The sequence below is a fragment of the Paenibacillus dauci genome, from assembly GCF_000971985.1.
GTDB lineage: Bacteria > Bacillota > Bacilli > Paenibacillales > Paenibacillaceae > Saccharibacillus > Saccharibacillus dauci.
Genome location: NZ_LAQQ01000002.1, coordinates 533,927 through 554,810 on the forward strand (window position 1 = coordinate 533,927; position 20,884 = coordinate 554,810).

Annotated in this window: 20 protein-coding genes; 10 read left to right on the forward strand and 10 right to left on the reverse strand. The window is 49.4% G+C overall.

The genetic code is table 11. The annotated features are described in order from the left end of the window. Window positions 1-50: 50 nt before the first annotated feature. Window positions 51-1,391: a TrkH family potassium uptake protein gene (locus tag WH46_RS16680; RefSeq protein WP_026135966.1), complete on the forward strand. Its 1,341-nt coding sequence runs from the start codon at window positions 51-53 to the stop codon at window positions 1,389-1,391. 194 nt (window positions 1,392-1,585) lie between these two features. Here WH46_RS16680 and WH46_RS16685 read toward each other — a convergent pair whose 3' ends face one another. The 3 genes from WH46_RS16685 to WH46_RS16695 all read right to left on the reverse strand — a co-directional run bounded on the left by WH46_RS16685 (window position 1,586) and on the right by WH46_RS16695 (window position 3,745). After that, window positions 1,586-2,239, reverse strand: a complete 654-nt coding sequence (locus WH46_RS16685; RefSeq protein WP_017811104.1) for an amino acid ABC transporter permease — start codon at window positions 2,237-2,239, stop codon at window positions 1,586-1,588. Window positions 2,240-2,242: 3 nt separating this feature from the next. After that, entirely contained in the window at window positions 2,243-3,088 is an 846-nt protein-coding gene (locus tag WH46_RS16690; protein WP_017811103.1) for a basic amino acid ABC transporter substrate-binding protein, read from the reverse strand. 123 nt (window positions 3,089-3,211) lie between these two features. Further along, complete coding sequence (locus WH46_RS16695; RefSeq protein ID WP_017811102.1) at window positions 3,212-3,745, reverse strand: cysteine hydrolase family protein; 534 nt, start codon at window positions 3,743-3,745, stop codon at window positions 3,212-3,214. A gap of 216 nt (window positions 3,746-3,961) precedes the next feature. Between WH46_RS16695 and WH46_RS16700 the strand changes: the two genes are divergently transcribed. The 4 genes from WH46_RS16700 (at window position 3,962) to WH46_RS16715 (ending at window position 9,058) form a co-directional block, all read left to right on the forward strand. Continuing rightward, window positions 3,962-4,909, forward strand: a complete 948-nt coding sequence (locus WH46_RS16700) for an aminopeptidase (protein WP_017811101.1) — start codon at window positions 3,962-3,964, stop codon at window positions 4,907-4,909. Window positions 4,910-4,955: 46 nt separating this feature from the next. Further along, window positions 4,956-6,497, forward strand: coding sequence for a PucR family transcriptional regulator (locus tag WH46_RS16705; RefSeq protein ID WP_017811100.1), 1,542 nt, complete (start codon window positions 4,956-4,958; stop codon window positions 6,495-6,497). A gap of 21 nt (window positions 6,498-6,518) precedes the next feature. Next, window positions 6,519-6,923 carry a hypothetical protein gene (locus tag WH46_RS16710; RefSeq protein WP_017811099.1) on the forward strand — a complete coding sequence of 135 codons (405 nt, stop codon included), beginning with the start codon at window positions 6,519-6,521 and terminating at the stop codon, window positions 6,921-6,923. Between the two features lie 428 nt (window positions 6,924-7,351). Then, window positions 7,352-9,058 carry a methyl-accepting chemotaxis protein gene (locus tag WH46_RS16715; protein ID WP_017811098.1) on the forward strand — a complete coding sequence of 569 codons (1,707 nt, stop codon included), beginning with the start codon at window positions 7,352-7,354 and terminating at the stop codon, window positions 9,056-9,058. Between the two features lie 227 nt (window positions 9,059-9,285). Here WH46_RS16715 and WH46_RS16720 read toward each other — a convergent pair whose 3' ends face one another. Beyond that, complete coding sequence (locus WH46_RS16720) at window positions 9,286-9,870, reverse strand: LOG family protein (protein ID WP_017811096.1); 585 nt, start codon at window positions 9,868-9,870, stop codon at window positions 9,286-9,288. A 293-nt stretch (window positions 9,871-10,163) separates the two neighbouring features. Continuing rightward, window positions 10,164-10,883, reverse strand: a complete 720-nt coding sequence (locus WH46_RS16725) for a 3-ketoacyl-ACP reductase (protein WP_017811095.1) — start codon at window positions 10,881-10,883, stop codon at window positions 10,164-10,166. Between the two features lie 192 nt (window positions 10,884-11,075). Here WH46_RS16725 and WH46_RS16730 point away from each other — a divergent pair, with 192 nt between their 5' ends. Then, the gene (locus tag WH46_RS16730; protein WP_017811094.1) at window positions 11,076-11,561 is read left to right on the forward strand and encodes a hypothetical protein; all 486 of its coding nucleotides are present in this window, start codon (window positions 11,076-11,078) and stop codon (window positions 11,559-11,561) included. A 270-nt stretch (window positions 11,562-11,831) separates the two neighbouring features. Next, a complete protein-coding gene (locus WH46_RS16735; protein WP_017811093.1) occupies window positions 11,832-12,293 on the forward strand; it encodes an NUDIX hydrolase in 462 nt (153 codons plus the stop codon). A gap of 10 nt (window positions 12,294-12,303) precedes the next feature. Here WH46_RS16735 and WH46_RS16740 read toward each other — a convergent pair whose 3' ends face one another. From WH46_RS16740 to WH46_RS16750, 3 genes are all read right to left on the reverse strand, one after another. Next, window positions 12,304-12,732, reverse strand: coding sequence for a hypothetical protein (locus WH46_RS16740; RefSeq protein WP_152425764.1), 429 nt, complete (start codon window positions 12,730-12,732; stop codon window positions 12,304-12,306). A 329-nt stretch (window positions 12,733-13,061) separates the two neighbouring features. Further along, window positions 13,062-14,354, reverse strand: coding sequence for a homocysteine synthase (locus WH46_RS16745; protein WP_017811091.1), 1,293 nt, complete (start codon window positions 14,352-14,354; stop codon window positions 13,062-13,064). A 224-nt stretch (window positions 14,355-14,578) separates the two neighbouring features. Beyond that, a complete protein-coding gene (locus WH46_RS16750) occupies window positions 14,579-16,858 on the reverse strand; it encodes a hypothetical protein (RefSeq protein ID WP_046227595.1) in 2,280 nt (759 codons plus the stop codon). A gap of 197 nt (window positions 16,859-17,055) precedes the next feature. Between WH46_RS16750 and WH46_RS16755 the strand changes: the two genes are divergently transcribed. Beyond that, window positions 17,056-17,391, forward strand: a complete 336-nt coding sequence (locus tag WH46_RS16755; protein ID WP_017811089.1) for a YrhK family protein — start codon at window positions 17,056-17,058, stop codon at window positions 17,389-17,391. A 132-nt stretch (window positions 17,392-17,523) separates the two neighbouring features. Here WH46_RS16755 and WH46_RS16760 read toward each other — a convergent pair whose 3' ends face one another. After that, window positions 17,524-19,092, reverse strand: coding sequence for an FAD-dependent oxidoreductase (locus tag WH46_RS16760; RefSeq protein ID WP_017811088.1), 1,569 nt, complete (start codon window positions 19,090-19,092; stop codon window positions 17,524-17,526). Between the two features lie 99 nt (window positions 19,093-19,191). Further along, the gene (locus tag WH46_RS16765) at window positions 19,192-19,653 is read right to left on the reverse strand and encodes a hypothetical protein (protein ID WP_017811087.1); all 462 of its coding nucleotides are present in this window, start codon (window positions 19,651-19,653) and stop codon (window positions 19,192-19,194) included. A gap of 181 nt (window positions 19,654-19,834) precedes the next feature. Between WH46_RS16765 and WH46_RS16770 the strand changes: the two genes are divergently transcribed. Next, window positions 19,835-20,422: a VanZ family protein gene (locus WH46_RS16770; protein WP_017811086.1), complete on the forward strand. Its 588-nt coding sequence runs from the start codon at window positions 19,835-19,837 to the stop codon at window positions 20,420-20,422. Window positions 20,423-20,505: 83 nt separating this feature from the next. Then, entirely contained in the window at window positions 20,506-20,670 is a 165-nt protein-coding gene (locus tag WH46_RS24110) for a hypothetical protein (protein WP_017811085.1), read from the forward strand. Window positions 20,671-20,884 lie beyond the last annotated feature (214 nt).

Genomic DNA, 20,884 nt, shown 5'->3' on the forward strand with positions numbered 1-20,884 from the left:
TGAATAACTAAAACATGCTAGGATTCGGAAGGAACAAGGGCCCTTATCGGATGAATCAGCAGATGCACAGCTTTGTCAATCCGGCACGGCTGATTCCGCTCGGATTTGCAGGGCTGATCCTGATCGGGACGCTGCTGCTTCGTCTGCCCATATCAGGTGCACATGGGCATTCCGTAGGCTGGTTGAATGCCCTTTTTACCGCAACGTCGGCGGTATGTGTGACCGGGCTTGCGGTGATTGATACAGGCACGGCATTCTCCTTGTTTGGACAGGTCGTGATTATGGTCATGATCCAGATTGGTGGTCTGGGCTTTATGACATTCGGGGTGCTGTTTGCTGTTCTGCTGGGCAAGCAGATCGGACTCAAGCAGCGATTGATGATTCAGCAGGCGACCAATGCCTTTTCGACACAGGGATTGGTCAAGCTGTCGCTGAACATTTTCCTGATTGCCTTTGTACTGGAATCGGTAGCCATGATTACGCTGGCGCTGCACTGGACCCCTGAGCTTGGATGGAAGCGCGCCTGGTATTACGGGGCTTTTTATGCGATATCTTCATTTAACAATGCGGGATTTGCACTGGATCCGAACAGTCTGTCTACCCATGTAGGCGATCCCGTAGTCAATACGGTCGTAATTACCCTGTTTGTGATTGGTGGACTGGGATTTATTGTACTAACTGATATTTTGCAAAAGCGGAGCTGGCGCCGGTTCTCGCTTAATACCAAGCTGGTACTGACGGCTTCGTTGATTGCCACTGCATTCGGTGTTGCTTTTGTACTGATAGCAGAGTGGAGCAATCCGGCTACACTGGGTCCGCTCAGTCTGAGCGAGAAGATCTGGGCTGCTTTGTTCCAGGGCGTGATGCCAAGGTCTTCGGGTTATAACACGGTTAATATCGCCGGACTGATGGCAGCGACCCAGTTTGTATTTATTATCCTCATGTTTATCGGAGCAGCGAGTGGATCGACAGGCGGCGGAATCAAGATCAATACGTTTGCGATTCTGATTCTGTGTCTATACAGCGTTGTGCGCGGACGGACAGAGATTCATGCTTTTCAGCGGAAGATCAGTTTTGAAATGGCTTTTCGGGCGCTGGCTGTTATTATGATTTCATTTGGTATTGTGTGTGTGTTGACGATTCTGCTGACGATTACCGAGCATGGATCCAGCGCCACTTTCCTTGCGATCTTTTATGAATCCGTCTCTGCATTTGGAACGGTGGGATCTTCGATGGGAATCACTCCTCATCTTTCTCCTGCCGGCAAACTGATCGTCATTGTAACTATGTATATCGGACGTCTCGGTCCTCTGGCATTGGCATTTGCCCTGGCACAGACAAGACGCCCGCCGAAATACAGTTATCCGGAAGAGAAGGTTCTGATCGGTTAATGTCTCGATAATAAATAAAGTGAATGAATTGGAATGCTCAAAAAGCCTGCTTGTCTGCCAAAGGTGTCTGAACCTCTGGTGGATAAGCAGGCTTTTTGGATGGAGCTCTACAGGCCATTTGTATACTCTGCAGCTGGAATCTTCCTTTGCATGCATGTTAATGAAAATTCCCGAATGGAAAATGTCCGGCTGATTCAGTTCATGCGTCGCTCCCACCAGTTCAGCAGCTTGCTCAGTGAATAGGTAAGGATCAGGTAAATGATTGCTGCGGTCAGATACGGTTCCCAGATGCGCATATACTGTCCGCGCATCACATTGGCATAATACATCAGCTCTTTGGCAGCAATCACGGTGAGCAGGGAAGAGTCCTTGATCAGCACGATAAATTCATTGCCAAAAGCCGGCACCATTCGCTTGATGGCCTGGGGCAGAATGATATACCTCATCGTCTGGCGATGCGTCATACCCAGCGATAGCGAAGCCTCGGTCTGCCCTTTCTCGACAGACTGGATACCGGCCCTGAAGATCTCGGCCGTGTACGCTGCCGAATTAAGTGTCATCGATAGTACGGCGGCAATCATCACATCGGTATGACCGACCAGCGCCGGTACCACACCAAAATGTACAATCAGAATCTGCACGAGCAGCGGTGTCCCACGGAAAAAGTTGATATAACAAGCCGCTGGCAGACGGAAGTAGGCATGGGTGGACATCCTGCCAAAACCGACAATCAATCCAAGCAGTGAACCAAGGATAATAGAAAGGATGGAGATCCCGATCGTAAGCAGAGTTCCCCGTAGCAGCATGGGCAGGTAATACAGAATGATATCAAAACGGAATTCCTGCATAACTTAGCCTTTGGCCATAGCTGCTTTGAGATTGGTCAGATCTGGTTCTTCGCCAAACCATGTTTTGTAGATCTGGGCATAGGTGCCGTTGTCGATAACCTTCTGAATAGCCGGGTCCAGCTTGGCTTTCAGTTCGCTGCCTTTGGGATAGATAATGCCATAATACTCGGAATCAAAGTTCTGGGAGTCTGCGATACTCACCAGATTTTTGTCCGGGTTATTTTTGATATACTCACGTACCACCGCGATATCCGCGACAACAGCGTCTGCTCCGCCGCTGTCCAGTTCCATCAGTGCGAGTGCATTGCTTTCGAATTTGCTGAGGCCCGGATTATTCGCACCCATAATACCGGACATCAGAATATCCGCAGTAGTGCCATTCTGTACTGCGACTTTTTTATCCTTGAGATCCAGCGCGGATTTTACGGAACTACCCTGTTTGACCATGATAATATTGGTCGATTCAAAATAAGGCAGGGAAAACTCGTAGCTGTCCTTGCGTTCATCGGTAATAGAGACCGATGAAATGCCCGCCTGGTATTCGGTTCCCTGGCGCACACTCTCCAGCATGGTATCCCAGCCGACATTGGTCACTTCATGCTCCAGTCCCGCTTCTTTCATAACGGCTGCGATAAAGTCGATATCGAATCCTTTGACCTGATCCAGATCCATAAATTCCATTGGTGCATAAGAAGCATCGGTAGCGAATCGGATAGGTCCGCTGGGTGTAGCAGGTGCAACGGAATCGCTGCTAGCTGCAGATGGAGGATCCTGGGCAGGTGCCTGTCCGCAGGCGGATAACAAACTCAATATCAATGTTAAATAAACTAACAAATACCCCTTTTTCATTATGTGACCCCCTAATATGTAGAATGTATTGTAGAGATTCTAACAAGAAATATAAGGGATAACAATATAATTATAAGATATATGTTAGTTTATTTTACATTAAGTTATTATGTTCATTTCGAATCAGGAATGGAAAGCTATATCTATAGACTGCAAGTTAGCAAATCTTCCATTCCATACCTGTTGATGATGCTGGATAATCTGTTGAGCGTTTAATATGCTATTATCCAGCGTACTATGGCTATCTATTGCAATCAGATTACGTTGATAGCCGAGGCTATAGGCTGCACGAATGGTCGTATCCAGGCAGAACTCTGTCTGTGCACCGGCGAAAATGAGCTGCTCGATCCCATTCTGCTTCAGCCATTCCAGCAGTTCGGTCTGGTAAAAAGAATCCCAGCTCGTTTTGCGGATCACTGTATCTTCAGGCTGGCGGGCTAACTGGCTGCAGATCTGCCATTCAGGCGTATCTACATAGAGTTCTTCTCCTGGCGTATAGCTGGTATGCTGAATAAATACAATCGGTACCTGGGCATGGCGTGCTCCTGCAATCCATTCATTGACATGGGTGATCAGCTGTTCCCTGTTATACAGCGCATTCTCTTCTCCCATAAAAAAGATTTCCTGCATATCGATAATGATCAATGCCTGCTTCATACCAATTCATCCTCTCCATATGTAATAAGCCATTATTATACCGAAAACCCGGTCATCCGGTGCAGCAAATTACAATATGAGGTAGAACTTCACTGGCAATATAACAAGTACAGACTCTACGATTGTAATGATTAGCGTTTTGGAGAGAGTTATGGAACAATATATGTATAACCTGCCTACAAGAGCAGAGAATATGAACGTAAAGGATGGAGACAAATGAACGAACAACGAATCGAAATCAGCAAAAATGTACTAACCGACTGTCTGGGTCTTCAGCCTGGTGAATCCCTGGTTGTCGTAACCGATGACAGCCGCAAAGAACTGGCGGAATCCCTCTATGAAGCGGGTAAGCGTCTGGGCGCCGAATCCATGCTGATGGTCATGCAGGAGCGCAGCAAATCGGGTGAAGAACCACCGGCTTCTATCGCGATGGCCATGATGAACGCTTCGGTAGCTGTCTGTGTGACACGTTATTCCCTGACCCATACCTCGGCCCGCAAGCAGGCCGCCGCAGCCGGTGCACGCGTAGCGACCATGCCGGGCATTACGGAGAATATGTTCACCCACGGAGCAATAACTGCCGAATATTCCAAGGTCAAGGAATTGACGGAAAAAGTAACACAGATGCTAACCCGTGCTTCCAGCGTACGTATTGAAAAAGATGGCTACAGTCTGAATTTCTCTATTGATAGCAGAGAGGGAGTGCCGAGCACAGGCCTGTATCTGAATCCTGGCGAATCCGGTAATCTGCCTTCGGGTGAAGCGTATATTGCACCGCTGGAAGGTACAGCAGAAGGCCAAATTCTGGCAGACGGTTCGGTAGCTGGCCTCGGAGCATTGAACAGTCCGCTGCTGCTGACGGTAGCAGATGGCAGATTGATCGCTGCCGAAGGCGACAAAGGCGATGAACTGCTGCGTATGCTTGGAGATGACCAGGGACGTATGCTGGGCGAGTTCGGTATCGGTACAAATGACAAAGCACGCATTACCGGCATCGTGCTGGAAGATGAGAAAGTATACGGTACGATTCATGTTGCTTTTGGCAGCAATAATACATTTGGCGGTACTGTAGCGGCTGGCGTACATATTGATATCGTGGTGAAGCAGCCTGATGTATATCTGGATGATCAGCTAATTATGCGTGCCGGCGAACTGCTTGGTTAAATGGCAGGCACAACGTACGAATCTGCGATAACGGCGGTGAAATAAAATGAAGACAACAGGAGTTACACTGCGCGAGCTGCTGCAGATTCCGCTGCTGCAGCGTGCGCGCGTGATTAGTGGGGAGCGGGGACTGGAGCGGTCCGTGCAATTTATCGATATTATGGAGACGCCCGATTTGGAAGAAGGAATACGAGAAGATGTGCTGCTTATGACAACAGCCTATTTTATACGCGATGAGCCGAAGCGACTGTCGGACATGATTATAGCTCTGTCAAAGGGTGGTGCAGCCGCGCTTGCGATCAAGCCAGCGCATTTTCTCAAGGAAATACCAGACGAGGCGATACAGCTAAGTGAACAGTACGGCATGCCGCTGATTGAGCTGCCTTCCGATATTCCGTATACCGAGATTACCCAGGCGGTTATGGAACGGGTACTGGATCGCCAGGCTTCTATCCTGCAGCGTTCGGACGAGGTATACCGCAAACTCACCATGATGGTACTGGAGAATATTGGTATTCAGGCAGTCAATGATCATGTATCCGAGCTGCTCAAGGCACCGGTGGCGGTTATTGACAATACCGGGGTGACTATCGTCTCCTCTCCGGCAGGTTGGGATTACAGACAGGCATCTTATCCACTCAGCTGGAATATCAATGTGGATCGGCGCAGTGTCGCCCGTCTGATCGTAGATAAAGAAAAGCTGGACGCGATGGAAGAGGTCGGTGTCGAGCAGTCCCGACTGGTGCTGGCGCTGGAGCTAATGCGCAACCGGATTATCGAGGATACAGAGAGTCGTTTGCGCGGCAACTTTATCGATGAACTGATGACGCCGCCGGTTCCACCGCGGTCAGAAGTAGAGCAGCGCGGCCGTCAGCTAGGCATGAATCCGGCGCAGCAGTGGGAGATTGTCGTGATCGAGGGCCAGACTGCTCCCGAAGAGGAGTGGATGAACCATCTGCTGGCTATCGAGGCGGAGAAATATGGAGTTCGTCCTCATATCGAATTCCGCAGTAACCGTGCGATTTTGTTCCTGCCTACTCCGCCTGCCGAGCAGGAACAGGCTGACGTTAACGGGGAACAGGAGATTCCGTGGGATACGATTATCGCGGGCTGGCTGAATGATCGTGAGGGACGTCTGCACGGCTACCGGGCTGGTATTGGGCGGCCGAAATGGCTGTGGGATATTCACCATGGATACAGTGAGGCACGCAGCGCGCTTACCATCTCGCGTCGTCTGAGCGGTGGTGGTTCGCTCACAGCCTATCAGGATGTAGAGATTTATCATCTGCTGCGCGGCTCGGTCGATGAACGTGGATTTGGTGAACTGTTCGATCGCAAGCTGGGACGGCTCAAGCAGTACGATGAAGAGCATCATAGTGAGCTGCTGCGCACGCTGTTCTTTTATCTGGACAGTCGCGGCAGTCTGATGGATACAGCGAGTCAGCTGTTTATTCACCGCAACTCGGTCAAATACCGGCTGGATCGCATACGCGAAATGACTGGTATAGACCTGAATGATCCGCACGAGCAGTTCATTATGCATATGTGCCTGATTTATTATTATCTGATGGAACATCCTGAAGATTAGTAGATACAAGGAGGCTTTCTTATGCTGGACAGCTTGTTCAATCGCTTGGCAGCTCCCTATACTCATATACAGCGTACAGGATATGGATGTATCGGCAGTGCGGATGACTGCCACCTGTTTGTCCAGGATGGTGCGGCAGGAGCCCGGTGGACCCAGAATTTGTCTATCGATCCGCAGACCATCGCTCTTCGGCTGATGCCGACATACAGGCAAATGCAGAAAGCGAAATTTCGTCTGCCTATATCACTCGCAGCATGCAGCTGTTTTGATTTCTTGCAGATACCGCTAACCATGCTGACCCAGCTCCAACCCGGCGAGCTGCCTCTGAGCAGACTGACCATCATAGACTGCGGCAAGCCATTAAAAGGCATGCAGCATCTGTTTGACGAGGCTCGTTACGAGACATTTGATATCCAGTTTTCCTGATCGAACCTTCCGATCTCGCACTGTTCCTTCCTGTATGCCCATACCAAAAAGCAATGCCTGTGCTCCCAAGCTGAGGCATTGCTTTTTGGTATGGGCAGGAGAGGATAACAATTGTTTAACAAACCAGAGATATAGAGCTCCAAACCAAGTGTCCTTCTGCTGTGGTCAGGTACAGACGCTGCTACAAATATGCTGAAAACTGCTGAAAAAATTGCTGAATTTCAATTTTTAAGTAAAAAAACATTAACTAATTTACCTTTAGCTCCGATAAGTTATGGGTAAGCTGGTTATTTACCAGTAACTACGTGGCTTGTTCATAGGCATCCATTAGCGCATCTCCAAGAAGCAGAATACACTCACATTTATGAAAAGCCAGCGATAGTTTTTATAAAAGGACATGGTAATGTCCAAGGGGGAAACAGGGGTTTATGAAAAGATTGGGATTCAGGGAGAAAATGGTGATCTTTATCAGTCTGGTCATTATTATCGGCAGCGGATTGCTCGGCTATTATGCCGTGAAAAAAGCGGATAATCAGATCGTGGGAGCTGCGCAGAAAAAACTGCTCAGTGATCTGGATACCGGAATGCTGCTGATTGATGCCATGTATCCGGGTGAGTGGTCCGAGCGTGACGGCAAGCTGTACAAAGGCACGACTGTAATGAACGATAATTTTGACTGGCTGGATAACTTCGGCAAAAAAACCGGCGATACCGCTACCTTGTTCTTGCAGGATACACGTGTAGCGACCAATGTTATCAAGCCCGATGGCAGCCGCGCAGTCGGAACGAAAATCTCTGACAAAGTAGGCAATGTAGTACTCAAGCAAGGGCAGTCTTACACCGGCGAAGCCGAAGTTGTCGGACAGGTCAATCAGGCTGCCTATATACCGCTGCATAATGCAGCCGGCGATATTATCGGCATCTGGTATGTCGGTGTACCGAATGCGCCATACGAGCAGGCCAGTGATGAATTTGAACAGGGAATTATCCTGTTTATCGTCTTTGAAGTAATTGCAGCCATTATTATGATCTGGCTGTTGACCAAGCGTATGCTGCGTCCACTTGTTATGATTACACGTGCAGCCGAGCAGGTTGCCGGTGGTAGTCTGCAGGTGCAGCTGCCGGAAGTACACAGCAAAGACGAGATTGGCAGACTGTCTCTTTCTATTCGTACGATGATGGATAATCTGTCTCATCTGATGCAGGATATCCGTCAGAATATGTATTCTTCCGCCAGTCAGATCAGCGCTTCGTCTGAGCAGTTCTCCCGCTCTCTGGAGGAGATGAGCAGCTCCTACAGCCAAGTGGTAATCAGCAACAAGGAAATGAACGAGAATGCGGAAGCCGGCAGCCATGTGCTGCATGATTCAATGAAGACAATGAATACACTCACACAGCTCATTGATCGGGCTGCTGTACGTGTAGACGGTGCGGTACAGGATTCACAGCATACACGTGAAACTGCCCAGCTGGGCAAGGAGACGATGGCGCAGACGATTCGTGCGCTGGACAGCTTTGCTGAATCCTCCTTGGAAAATGCCCGTATCGTCGGTCAACTGGAAGAGTACTCCAAAGAAATCAAATCGATTGCCCATACCATTTCCGGTATTGCCGGCTCTACCAATCTGCTGGCACTGAACGCATCGATCGAAGCAGCACGTGCCGGAGAAGCAGGCCGCGGATTTGCAGTAGTTGCCTCTGAAGTACGCAAGCTGGCTGAACAAGCCAGCGAAGGAGCCAGCTCGGTAGAAGAATTTACCGCCAAGATGGGTGAATCGCTCCAGCAGGCCGTTGATATGCTCCAGCATGGCAAAATGCATCTGGATACCGGACGCGAAGCAGCCCATTCTTCCGAAGAGGCACTGGAAGCGATCTGGCAGGCTGTCGGTACAACAGCTGCCAGTATACAGGAAGTATCTGTTATTGCCCGCCAGAAAGTTGAACATGCCCAGCAGGTAACCGGCATGATGAGCAAGCTGGAAAATACAGTGGAACATACACTGTCTGCTTCCAGCCAGGTATTGACTATTTCCGAGACGGTAGCAAGTGAACTGGAGACACTGGCAGCCGGCTCGGAGGAGCTGGATGCCATGTCCACCCAGCTGCAGTCTGCCGTATCCAAAGTACTATCCTAATCATAAAAATGCCCGCTGAACCGGTGATCTTCTCACCGTGTCAGCGGGCATTTTTTATACGAAACGGTCTGCTCTATACATACAGGTACCAGTTCTCGCATGTAACAGTCATTTTGGATGATCTGGAAAAGGAAGTTAAGAAGATACGCACTCTTTCAATTCATGCTGCTTTTCAGCCAGTAGTTTGAAGGTCTTCCAGCCGTTGAACAGCCGTCCGGAGATCTTCATCACTGACAGCCTGTTGGATTCCAGCGTACATCCGAAGTAAGGGGCAGTTCGTGGCTGACCGCCTGAATAATCTCTTCGGGATTGGCCGAGACGAACAATCGGCTCAGGCAGGATTGACCGGTAAATCCTTCATTCATGCTGTGCTGGATCATCTGCAGCAGGGGATCATAGTAGCCGCGGATATTGTACAGACCAAGCGGTTTATTGTGAATGCCGATCTGCGACCAGCATAATACTTCGAATAATTCCTCCAATGTACCGAGTCCGCCAGGCAGGGCGATAAAGGCATCTGCCTGCTCCTGCATCATGGCTTTGCGTTCATGCATGCTGCCTACCTGTATCATCTCTGTTAATCCCTGATGTACCCGCTCACCGTGAAGCAGTCCGCCCGGCATAATACCGGTTACTTCCCCGCCGGAAGCCAGCGCCGCATCGGCAACTGCACCCATCAGTCCCAGACGCGAGCCGCCGTAGATAAGACGATATCCAAGTCCGGCAATATGGGTACCCAGCTGTGCAGCAGACTGAAGATAATCGGGATGATGTCCTGTTGCTGATCCTGCAAATACACAGATCGACTTCATGCTGTTCACTCCTCACAAGGGAATAATTTACAGTATACCATAGTATATATAACCTTTATTTACACAGTTCATAATGAAATCAGGTTTTGTGCAAAAATAATTATAGCCGCTGATCCCGGATATACGGCGTCATAGCCTGCTGGGTAAAAAGGGACATCTATCACAAAAATCCCCTGCCGGCATCAGTGCCAGACAGGGGGATAGTTTATGTCCTTTACCCGAAGAATAACCTGTACCGATAAAGAAATGTACAAAGGTATGCTTCTGCAAAACGGAACATAGAGTTAGCCGTATTATTGTGGATTGTTCGTCCAGATGCCGGCTGTTTTCAGTACAACACGGGAAGGCAGCTTGAGACCGGCGAGGACCAGCTCGGCTACATCTTCCGGCTGCAGCATACGGTCTTCGTCGCCAATCGGCAGACCGGCATTCACTGCCAGCGGTGTATTGACTGTACTTGGATTCAGTGCTGTTACACGGATATTGGACTTGCGTACTTCCTGCATCAGGGCTTCGGTCATACCCAGCAGAGCGAACTTGGAAGCGCAGTACGCCGAACCTGTCGCAAAGCCGCGCTCGCCGGCTGTCGAAGCGATATTGATAATGTCTCCGCTTCCCTGCTCGATCATGGCAGGCAGCAGTTCGTGAGTCACATAATAAGCGCCCATCAGGTTAACACGGATAATCTGTTCCCACTGTTCCGGATCCATTTCTGCCAGTTTGCCAAAGGAAGCCGTACCCGCATTGTTGATCAGAATGTCTACATGACCGAGTGAAGCTGCGAGTCCGGATACAGCGGCGCGGGCTTCCTGGGAGTTGGATACATCAGCGGATGCCGTGAATACCTGCACACCGTACTGCTCGGACAGTGTGTTTTTCAGTTCGTCCAGATCGGCAGCAGTACGCGCGAGCAGACCCAGATTCACACCTTCGCGTGCCAGTGACTCGGCGATGGCTTTGCCGATTCCTTTACCCGCCCCAGTAATAATAGCTGTTTTGTTACGTAATTCCATAATGATCTAACCTCCATTTTCACGATAATATTTTACTGGAATAGTATACTACTAATGCTCCTTCGAAAAAAATGTTTCATGATATTCACAAAAGGGTAATCAAATTGGTTACATATTCCGACATATTCTTGTATAATAGTTCAATAATTTCATCGTTTTGAAATAAGAGCTAAATTTCAGGAAAGTGTAGGGATGCCTGTGGACCAGCGTTACATCAAAACAACCATTCAGACTCTTCTTCATCGCGCTAACAGTGATGTACGGGTTCGCACCAGAAAAAAATTTCCGGGTCCCCGTTCCATTGGCGGCAAGTTCGGAATGAACAGCCGCATGATCACCTTGTATATTCATGAGATTGAAGAACAGTGCTTTAATATGTTCGGTTCCCTTAGTCATGTGAATGACTATTTTGCGATTATTATGGCTCACGAACTGGGTCACGCCCAAGATCCAATGCTCGAACAGCTGGCAGACGATCTCGATGACTGTACGGATTCGCTGCTGCGCGCACGAATTGCGCTGCGAATTGAGGAAAATGCATGGGAATTCGCCCGCGCCCTTATTCCGGAAGTGAGCAGCTTTGTATTCGAACAGATTGTAGACCGTTCGCTGGAAGGCTATCATAATGCGATCAGCCGTGCGGCGGCACAGGGTACCGGTCTTGAAGTGATCGCCTGATGCATCACCCAGTCTATTTCTTTGCAGAAGCCGGCAGGACTATCCTACCTTATACGGAGTACAGAACCATGAAGATGATCCATTAGAAAACAGATTGCCTCGGAGACGATAAGGCAGTCTGTTTTTTGTTTTGGCGATATAAGTAAAAGGACTCATGGATTCGCACTTGGTGAACGGTACTGAATAGAGTATGGTAAAGGTACGAATAATGATGTAAAAATTATACAGATAATATGATCCATACAAGCAGACGAGAGGAGCATGGACATTATGGCAAACTATATCGGCTGGATTCGTTCACAAGTAGGCCAGGAGCACATCATTACTAATTTTGCCGGAGCGATTATTACCAATGACAAAGGTGAGATCCTACTGCAAAAGCGCCGGGATAACGGACAATGGGGATTTCCCGGCGGAGCGATGGAGCTGGGCGAATCGGCAGAGGATACGGTAAAACGCGAAGTCATGGAGGAGACCGGACATACGATCGAGATCCATTATCTTCAGGGAGTATACACCAAGTACGATTATACGTATCCGAATGGAGACCGGTCGCAGACGATGCTGGTTGCTTTTGTATGCCGGATTACCGGCGGAGAGCGGCTGCAGGAGAATGAAGAGACCCGGGAGCTGCGCTTTTTTGCACCGGAGTCGGCGCCGCCGCTGTTTAACCGGCAGAACGTGGATATGCTGGCCGATTTCCGCGAGGGCCGCAAAGGGGTATATCGTTAACGGATTCTTGTCAAAGTGACTGCAAAGTGAAATCGACCTGCTTGATAATATGATTATTTTTCTCAAAGCATACGGCATAGTCTCCTGATGGCCAGCTGCTGTTGTGAAGAGGAATCTCCTCGGCTGCGGTATCACTGCTTTCTTTCAAGGATTGCTCCTGTATAATGCGGCTGGTTGCTTTGGCAATAACATAGACTCTGGACATGGCAGCAGGCATTTTATCGTCGTTATCCGGATAAATGACAACAGCCCACAGCTGTTTATTATTCGGATAAATGGATTGTTGATCCAGAATGCCGGGATGCTCGAAGCTGCGTTCTTGCCCAACCTGCAGATCATAGGCAGGTGCATTTGTATGATGATACAGATAGGTAATCGGAATAGACAAAAGGACTCCGGCGCAGAGGAGTATGGCGGCGAGTTTTACTTTTATATTCAACAGGGAATCCTCCCAACCGGATATTTCGAATCACTGAATTATAAATGATGGTCTGGCAGGTAGAACACAGGTATATGGTTAGCGTAGCATAGATGGTATTTTTTGCAATATGTACATGGAAAGCAGTATTTCCAGGCTGTTAGAAAGCGATAACGATAGATGATGAACAAGAAAAGGACATTTCCGGTATGCCGAAATGTCCTTTTCTTGTTAGTTATTTTTCCAGCGATTCGATCAATAGTTGGGACTATTCGATGTCTGTATTCACAGAGCAGACAAAGCAGGTAGCATGGCACCTGAATCGGTCGGAGTCTGCCCCGAGTAGATCATCAGACCTGACTAGCTGAAATCGCCTGCTCCAGATCCTGAATCAGATCGCGGATATTCTCTGTACCGACAGAGAGACGGATCAACTCCGGATTCACACCGGCGGCGAGCTGCTGTTCTTCATTCAGCTGCTGATGGGTGGTACTCGCCGGGTGGATAATGAGCGACTTGGAATCGCCCACATTCGCCAGATGGGAGAACAGCTTTACATTACCGATCAGCTTCTGTCCGGCTGCTGCACCACCACGGATACCGAAGGTAAGAATCGCGCCCTTGCCGCGGGTGAGATACTTGTCTGCCAGCTTATAAGACGCATGACTGCTCAGACCGGGATAACTGACCCATTCCACATCAGGATGCTGTTCCAGGTATTCGGCGACCTGCTGGGCATTCTCGCTGTGACGTTCCATCCGCAGATGCAGCGTCTCCAGCCCCTGCAGCAGCAGCCACGCATTAAATGGGGAGATTGGTGCGCCCAGATCGCGCATCAGCTGCACACGGGCTTTGGTAATATAGGCAAGCGGACCGAGTGCATCGCTGTATACCAGTCCATGATAGCTCGGGTCCGGCTGGGTCAGGCCAGGGAACTTGTCATTCGCTGTCCAGTCGAACTTGCCGCCGTCGACGATTACACCACCGATCGATGTACCATGACCACCGATAAATTTGGTGGCGGAGTGTACGACTACATCTGCACCATGTTCAATCGGACGCAGCAAATACGGACTCGGGAATGTGTTATCCACGATCAGCGGAATTCCGTGCTCATGCGCAATCGCAGCGACCGCTTCGATATCCAGCACATTGCCGAGTGGATTGCCGACTGTCTCGGCATAAAGTGCTTTGGTACGCTCGTTGATCGCAGCGCGGAAGTTCTCCGGATCATCGGAATTCACGAATTGTACTTCAATGCCCAGCTTGGGAAGTGTATTGGCAAACAGATTATATGTACCGCCATACAGACTGGCTGCCGAGACGATATGGTCACCCGCTCCGGCAATATTCAGAATAGAAAAGGTAATCGCTGCCTGCCCCGATGCTGTCGCCAGTGCGCCGACTCCACCTTCCAGCGTAGCAATGCGCTTTTCGAATACATCGGTGGTCGGGTTCATGAGGCGAGTGTAGATATTACCGAATTCCTTGAGTGCGAACAGATTGGCGGCATGTTCGCTATCGCGGAATCCATACGAGGAGGTCTGGTACAGCGGTACCGCACGAGAGAAGGTAGTTGGATCAATCTCCTGTCCGGCATGAATCGCAAGCGTTTCCAATAGATAAGGGTTAGGTTCAGTCATGGTCAGTCTCCTTTGAACAAGATGAGATTGCGGTATAGCGGTCGTTCAATCCATCGTTAGACAAGTAATACCATGGTGTGTGAGAAATTGATTTGTATTATTCTCGCACGGGGCTGTTCAATATTCAAGCAGCAAACTACATTTCGTAAATATTCTATACTCTATAGAAAAAATGAATACCAAAACAGCCGCAGCGATGTAGGGCTGCGGCTGTAAAGCAGAATCTATTGTTCTTTTTTGGCAGGCTTGGCGTACTGTGCGTAGGCTTCCTGCAGAATAGGATAGCTTTTCTTCGGACGTTCGTGGGAGACCGGTTCGTTCCATGGTTCCCACGTATAGCTGCCAAACGCCGGTGCATTGACCGCTGCCTGGCTGTTTTTCGGTACAAGTACAGGAGAAGCTTTGATACCATCGGTTTTTTGCGGTGCTACACCTTTGGCTTGATATGGATTTTCCCAGACTGTCAGGGAACTTGGGTCCATAAATCCAAGCAGCATCCATGGAATCGCGAACTCGATCACATTATCCTTGGCATACCAGTCGGACAGATTATTGAACTCCGGACTGCTTGGATCGTTGATACCATGATGCAGCTTGCCGACTTCCAACTCTTCAAATGGCATAGTGACCTTGGTCTGCGGCAAATACAGTTCCCGGTTCAATGCCAGCTTCCATGGGAGGAAGTAACCGGCCGAGCCATCCGCATATTTGGGATCATACGGAATCTCTTTGCGGGAAGCGCCATACAGATACGTATGCTGGTCGTAGCCGCTGTTAATGTAGATATGACCGTCTTTGTCTGTATTGCCCTGAATACTGACCAGAAACTCAATCGGCTGGTTAAAAGTAACACCAGGCGCTTTGTCCGACTTGAGGCTGCCTTCACCATTAGTATCAAAGCCGATATACAAATTGTTTTGGCTGAAATCCCAGTTTCCGTTTTTCTTTTCCAGTTTGACGTACAGGTTGGCGGCATCATGTGTCATCTGCATCATCATATCCGGATAGTCCTGGGTAATGGCAGTCTGATTCTTGGCCCAGTCTTCTGTCTTGCCATCCAGATGAATCATATCGTCCACACTGGCTTCCGGCTCGACAGCGATCACGCCAAAGTGCTCTTCATTGGTCAGCCGGTTGCGCCACATTGCTCGGCGGTCTGCCGGCTCCAGATCAATCGTATTCCAGGTGAACTTGAACCATTCATCCTGCCATTCGAACAGCAGGGCGCCATCAAGGCCTTCATCATAAATATCCTTGACCAATCCGGCATCGAGCTTGCCCTGCTCCTCTTCGGTATGCATCCCTTGATTGCGTCCAAGGGGCCCGTAGTGAGCCATTCCGCGTGAACTTGGCATACCGAACTCGGCAACTACCAGCGGAATGCCCTTATGATGTTCACGCATAGCATGCAGATAACCGGCGTACGGATTTATAGTACCGTCTGCTTTTTTATACTTTTTGTATTCCGGTTGCTGACGCAGCAGATCCGGGTAGTACGGATAGATATGATAGGAAGAGAAATAGCCGGCTTGCCAGACGTTGGCTACAGGCTTGATATTCATCGGATCGACCGATACCAGATCTTCCTGTTCCAGCGGTTCATTCGGATGCTTGAGCGGATCGGTAGTCACCCAGTTGGTAAAAGACATCGGGTGCTGCCATCCATATTTCATATCGGCTTCTGCAGTTACATCGAGCATGCTGGCGACCCAGCTCTCAAAAGCCGTCGCATCCGCATCCGCGCTGAAATATTTGCCTTTGTAAGGTGGCTGATTCGGATGTGCCTTATCCGTTACATCCACTGCATAAGGAAACCACTCGGTTCCTACCACCCAGCCTAGCAAATACGGAGATACATCCGCTGTATACTGTCCATGCGCATGTCCGGGAGTCTCGTCAATCGTGATCTGTCCGTGAATCGCTCCGACGGCTTCCTGAATCTCCTTGGTAAAGGATTGGGTAATCTCCGGCGTATAGGCATCGCGGCCTCTGGAATCTTTGCCGATCAGCTCTTCCTCCGGCGACCACACCCCTTGCATCAGATACAGCGGCTCTTTTTGCGTCTCGTTGTACTCCTTGAGCGCTTCATAGAAAAAAGGAGGCAGGATCGTATAAATCCGCAGTACCCGGATATTCATCGCTTTCATTTGCGGGAACCAGCGTAAATAATCTTCCTTGGTTGGACTCAGCTCTCCGGGATAATGACCCGGTGTAGTTGCCCCCAGGTTAATCCCTGCCCAGAAAGAAGGCTGCCATGTACTGCCATCATAGACAGCCAGCTGCTCGCCGACGACGGTGGAGGTACGCTTGATCCCATCCTTGTCGACAACAGGTACAGTATAGGAGCCGCCTTTGTCGGTGGGCGTATTATTGGCAGCAGGAGCACCTGCCGGACTTCCGCGCAGCAGCCAGAAGGAGAAAGCGGCGATAACGATAACCGCCGCTACAACAGTGACGATCAATGGACGTTTTAGACGTTGATGTGTTTTTTTTCGGGATCGCATATTGTCATCCTTTACTTCATAATGAGTTGCCTGTATTCATACAGTACCACAAAGGAACCATAATATATCATTAAAACCATTACCTTACATAAAAGTGTGTCTTATTGACCGTAAATCTGACAATTTTATTCAAATTAAGGCCAAACTGTTGTCACTGCAATTATAGAGGGTAAGTGCAACAGAGGAGGCGATACATCATGCGCAAACATCGTATTCACCGTTCCATAAAAGCACCGGTCAAAAGTCGCCGGATGCGGATACACAAGCCGGATTCTTACAAGCTGGCTGTGGAATTCAAAAAACGCCGTCTGGTTGCCGAGAACCGCTATGAGCTGATCAGTCTGCTGAATGATATGATTACGACGATTTGTTTTCTGGTGGGCAGTTATTTTTTCTTTACGAGTCAGACCAAAACAGGGACAATCATGTTTGTTATCGGTAATGCCAACACATTATTTAGAGCCATTCTCTCACTGGTACGCAAAATTCATGTGGAATGGATGACTGAACAGGGCCAGACTGCCGAGAAATAGCAGCTTTACCGCATTTCGGCATATATGTTTCAATAAATATGTATATATATAAAATATGTATATATAAAAACCCCGGCTGCAGCAGCCAGGGTTCATTTTTTATGTGCAGATTGCATTGGTTGATAGGAGAAGTCAGGACTTAATCTGCTTCAGCGGCTCGGTTGGCGGGCCTTCCAGTACTTCACCAGTGTAGCTGAATCGTCCGCCATGACAAGGACAATCCCAAGAACGTTCGGCTTCATTCCAGCCGACTTCGCAGCCCATATGGGTACATGTCGTGTCCACTACATGCAGCTTGCCTTCCGGGTCCCGATACGCTCCGGTCCGTTTGCCATGATGCCAGATAACGGCACCTTGATCCGGCTCCAGATCATCCGCTTTGCGCCGGTTGAAATCAAGCTTGCCGGTGACCAGTTCCTTGGCGACCGTCGCATTATGACTGACCGCAGTTTTGATCCGTTCCAGCAGCGGCATTTTGCGGGAAGGGGAGAACAGATCGGTATACCGGTTCTCCCGGCCCATGATCATATCGGTCATCATGATCGCTGCCAGTGTACCGGATGTCATTCCCCATTTGGCATAAGCGGTACCAACCAGAATATTGGGCTTGTCGCTGGTTACATAGCCAATACAGGGCATCCGATCCAGCGAATACAGATCCTGCGCCGACCAGCGATACGGAATATCCTTGATCCCCAGCAGCATACCGGAGAAGGTCTCCAGATCGGCGTAATGCATCGTTGTCTCTTCTTCCTGACCGGTACGGTGTCCTTTGCCGCCGACAATCACGTACTGCTGTCCATCAAAGGTAGCCGAGCGCAGGGAGTGCTTGGGCTCGTCGGCACTGAGATACATGCCACCCTCGAACGGTGTCTCCGCACGAATCGCCAGTGTATACGACCGCTCGGGCTGCAGGCGGGCAAAATAAAATCCGTTCTGATCGGTCACCGGATAATGCGAACCGGATACGACCTTGTCACAGGTTACGCCAAATTCCTGATCCTGGATCAGCAGCCGCGGACGATCGCCGTCTTCCACTTCCTCGATCATCGTATTCTCATACACCTGTCCGCCCATCACCCGGAATTCCATCAGCAGGAATTTCAGATACTGCACCGGATGGAAGCGAGCCTGTCCGGGCAGGGCTATAGCGCCTTTGACGCGCAACGGGATTGGCAGGGACTCTACCCATTCGCCGGGAATTCCCAGTTCACGATACGCTTCCATTTCCTTTTCCAGATTCTTGAACTCGTCATCATCCGATTCCACATAGACATACGCAGTCTCTTCCTGCCAATCACAGTCGATCTGGTTATCTTCTACAAGCTTCTGCATAAATCGCTTGGCTTCTTCGGCAGCTTCATAGTACAGAATTGCACTCTGGTCATCGGTATGCTTGCGCAAATGATCGTAGATCAGCCCGTGCTGGGATGTTACTTTGGCGGTGGTGTAACCAGTTGTGCCGTCCAGCACTTTGCCGGCATCGAACAGGGCAACCTGTTTGCCTTCCTTGGCCAGCAGGTAGGCAGCAGTGATCCCGGTAATGCCGGCACCTACTACAGCAATCTCTACATCCAATTCTTCACGCAGCGGGGGGAAAGAAGGCAGCTCTGTGGTGGCACGCCAAAAAGAGTGGGATTGATCCGGCAGTTCCGTTTCGGCAGCTTTGCGGGTGATATCCTTGTTCGTATCGTCTTTCATAAAGTCCCTCCTGTCAGATCGTAAGTTATAGGGTAACCAAACATACCCTTTCATTACCACTGGCAGCAGGGCGCTAATCGAAGAGATCAAATAGAGGAATTATCGGCGCAGCTCTGCTAGTGTCTCTTCCCAGCGGGAGAGTACATCATCCGGCTGAAGCAGACGAATCGTAATACCCGATGTCAGCTCCGCATACTTGGCGGTATCTTCCCGTACATGCTCCACAACAGCCTCGAAGCGTGCCCGTGGATAGACAGCATCTGTCAGCTCCGGCAGAGGAGTGCAGGAGAGTCGAAGTGCATAGGATACACCTTCCCACACAAAAGTAAGCAGTCCCTTGCCGCTGCGCAGTAGATTGCCTGTCGTCGTTGTTCCCTGCCAGAGCGCGAGTCGTACATGCTGTTCATCCAGCATTAGTACTTCGCCTGCACTCACCATCGCCTGATGGGGATAAAAGTCTTCTCCGATAGTTAACAGTGGCATTGCCAGATGCTGCTTGCTGTGCAGTTCCTGTCCATTCAGCAGCTGCATCAAAGAGGGTGTAAGTGTAGTATGTTCCATTGTTATTCACTCCATTTCCAGTCTTGTGATCGTATATGCACAGATATATAGCATAGTCTGTCTGTGATCCCGCCGATATGGCATTTTGCATAGAGGCAGGAGAAGTAGTTAAAATCATAATACCCATATATATCATATCACTGATGTATCGTATGGATGATGAACAGGCAGGAGGAATGATATGCTGATATTTGATATTCGATTCTGGATCGGTGGATTGATCCTGATTGCTTTGGTGCTCTTTGTTCTGCACCGTATATATCGCAAGGACGGGATGTATCTGCTGATTGCAGGCATTTTCGGGATATATATGCTGAATGTGATCCGCTATACCTTTTTCCCTTTTCCGGTAGACCCACAGCTGCTGACACTGATGCGCATGGCTGGCAGCGAACCGGGCATGGTGCGGTTCAACTGGATTCCTTTTCATTCCCAGTTTTACGATTCCATTCTGGATGACAAATCCAATTATCTCAATATTCTGATGACGGTTCCGTATGGACTGATGGTGCCATTTCTGATTCCCGTTCGGGAGAACCGGGCGAGAATGGTCTGGCTGGGATTGGGGATCGGACTGGTGATTGAGACGTTGCAGGGGATACTGAATCTGCTGCTTGGTTACACGTATCGCACTGTAGATATCAACGATATTATTTTTAATTTTACCGGAGCGATGCTGGGCTGGGGACTGCTGAGCCTGCTGCTGCATACATCAATCGGGCAGAAAAAGCTTGCCATCTGGCTGCCCGATGTGTTAAAAAGTAAATAATCACAACGAATCAGCGAATCCACCGCTCCCGGGAAGGAGCATGGGTCATTCCTGATCCGTTACAACCAAGGAGGTGAGGCAGGATGTTAACTTTCCCATTATTTATTACGCTGGAGCGCAGACCGCTGGGCAGCTGTAGTATTGTACATTCATTTCGTGAAGACGGGAGAAGTCTGTCCAAAAATGAATACTCGTACAATGGCGAAATGCCGCTCCTGCCTTCAGCCTCGGTCGGACATGTAGCATGATGATCAGCAGCCTGTGAGGGGTGTCTGTAATAGAGCATAAAGCTCTCTGCAGATAATTCTCTACAGCATGCTTGTTTCATGCGATCTACATCTCTGTGATCCGTATCGGCGCATGAAGCGTCTGTATCCAGAGATTCCCTTTAATCCGGGATTATCTTTTAACGTACAGCCGCAGGGACGTTTCCCTGCGGTTTTTTCTTATGTTCATATATCG

Coding starts and splice junctions, on each gene's coding strand:
- WH46_RS16690 (WP_017811103.1), bottom strand. CDS start 3,088: ATGAAAAAGGGGTATTTGTTAGTTTATTTAACATTGATATTGAGTTTG.
- WH46_RS16750 (WP_046227595.1), bottom strand. CDS start 16,858: ATGCGATCCCGAAAAAAAACACATCAACGTCTAAAACGTCCATTGATC.
- WH46_RS16720 (WP_017811096.1), bottom strand. CDS start 9,870: ATGAAGTCGATCTGTGTATTTGCAGGATCAGCAACAGGACATCATCCC.
- WH46_RS16700 (WP_017811101.1), top strand. CDS start 3,962: ATGAACGAACAACGAATCGAAATCAGCAAAAATGTACTAACCGACTGT.
- WH46_RS16715 (WP_017811098.1), top strand. CDS start 7,352: ATGAAAAGATTGGGATTCAGGGAGAAAATGGTGATCTTTATCAGTCTG.
- WH46_RS16755 (WP_017811089.1), top strand. CDS start 17,056: ATGCGCAAACATCGTATTCACCGTTCCATAAAAGCACCGGTCAAAAGT.
- WH46_RS16725 (WP_017811095.1), bottom strand. CDS start 10,883: ATGGAATTACGTAACAAAACAGCTATTATTACTGGGGCGGGTAAAGGA.
- WH46_RS16705 (WP_017811100.1), top strand. CDS start 4,956: ATGAAGACAACAGGAGTTACACTGCGCGAGCTGCTGCAGATTCCGCTG.
- WH46_RS16765 (WP_017811087.1), bottom strand. CDS start 19,653: ATGGAACATACTACACTTACACCCTCTTTGATGCAGCTGCTGAATGGA.
- WH46_RS24110 (WP_017811085.1), top strand. CDS start 20,506: ATGTTAACTTTCCCATTATTTATTACGCTGGAGCGCAGACCGCTGGGC.
- WH46_RS16680 (WP_026135966.1), top strand. CDS start 51: ATGAATCAGCAGATGCACAGCTTTGTCAATCCGGCACGGCTGATTCCG.
- WH46_RS16685 (WP_017811104.1), bottom strand. CDS start 2,239: ATGCAGGAATTCCGTTTTGATATCATTCTGTATTACCTGCCCATGCTG.
- WH46_RS16745 (WP_017811091.1), bottom strand. CDS start 14,354: ATGACTGAACCTAACCCTTATCTATTGGAAACGCTTGCGATTCATGCC.
- WH46_RS16695 (WP_017811102.1), bottom strand. CDS start 3,745: ATGAAGCAGGCATTGATCATTATCGATATGCAGGAAATCTTTTTTATG.
- WH46_RS16710 (WP_017811099.1), top strand. CDS start 6,519: ATGCTGGACAGCTTGTTCAATCGCTTGGCAGCTCCCTATACTCATATA.
- WH46_RS16730 (WP_017811094.1), top strand. CDS start 11,076: ATGCCTGTGGACCAGCGTTACATCAAAACAACCATTCAGACTCTTCTT.
- WH46_RS16735 (WP_017811093.1), top strand. CDS start 11,832: ATGGCAAACTATATCGGCTGGATTCGTTCACAAGTAGGCCAGGAGCAC.
- WH46_RS16770 (WP_017811086.1), top strand. CDS start 19,835: ATGCTGATATTTGATATTCGATTCTGGATCGGTGGATTGATCCTGATT.
- WH46_RS16760 (WP_017811088.1), bottom strand. CDS start 19,092: ATGAAAGACGATACGAACAAGGATATCACCCGCAAAGCTGCCGAAACG.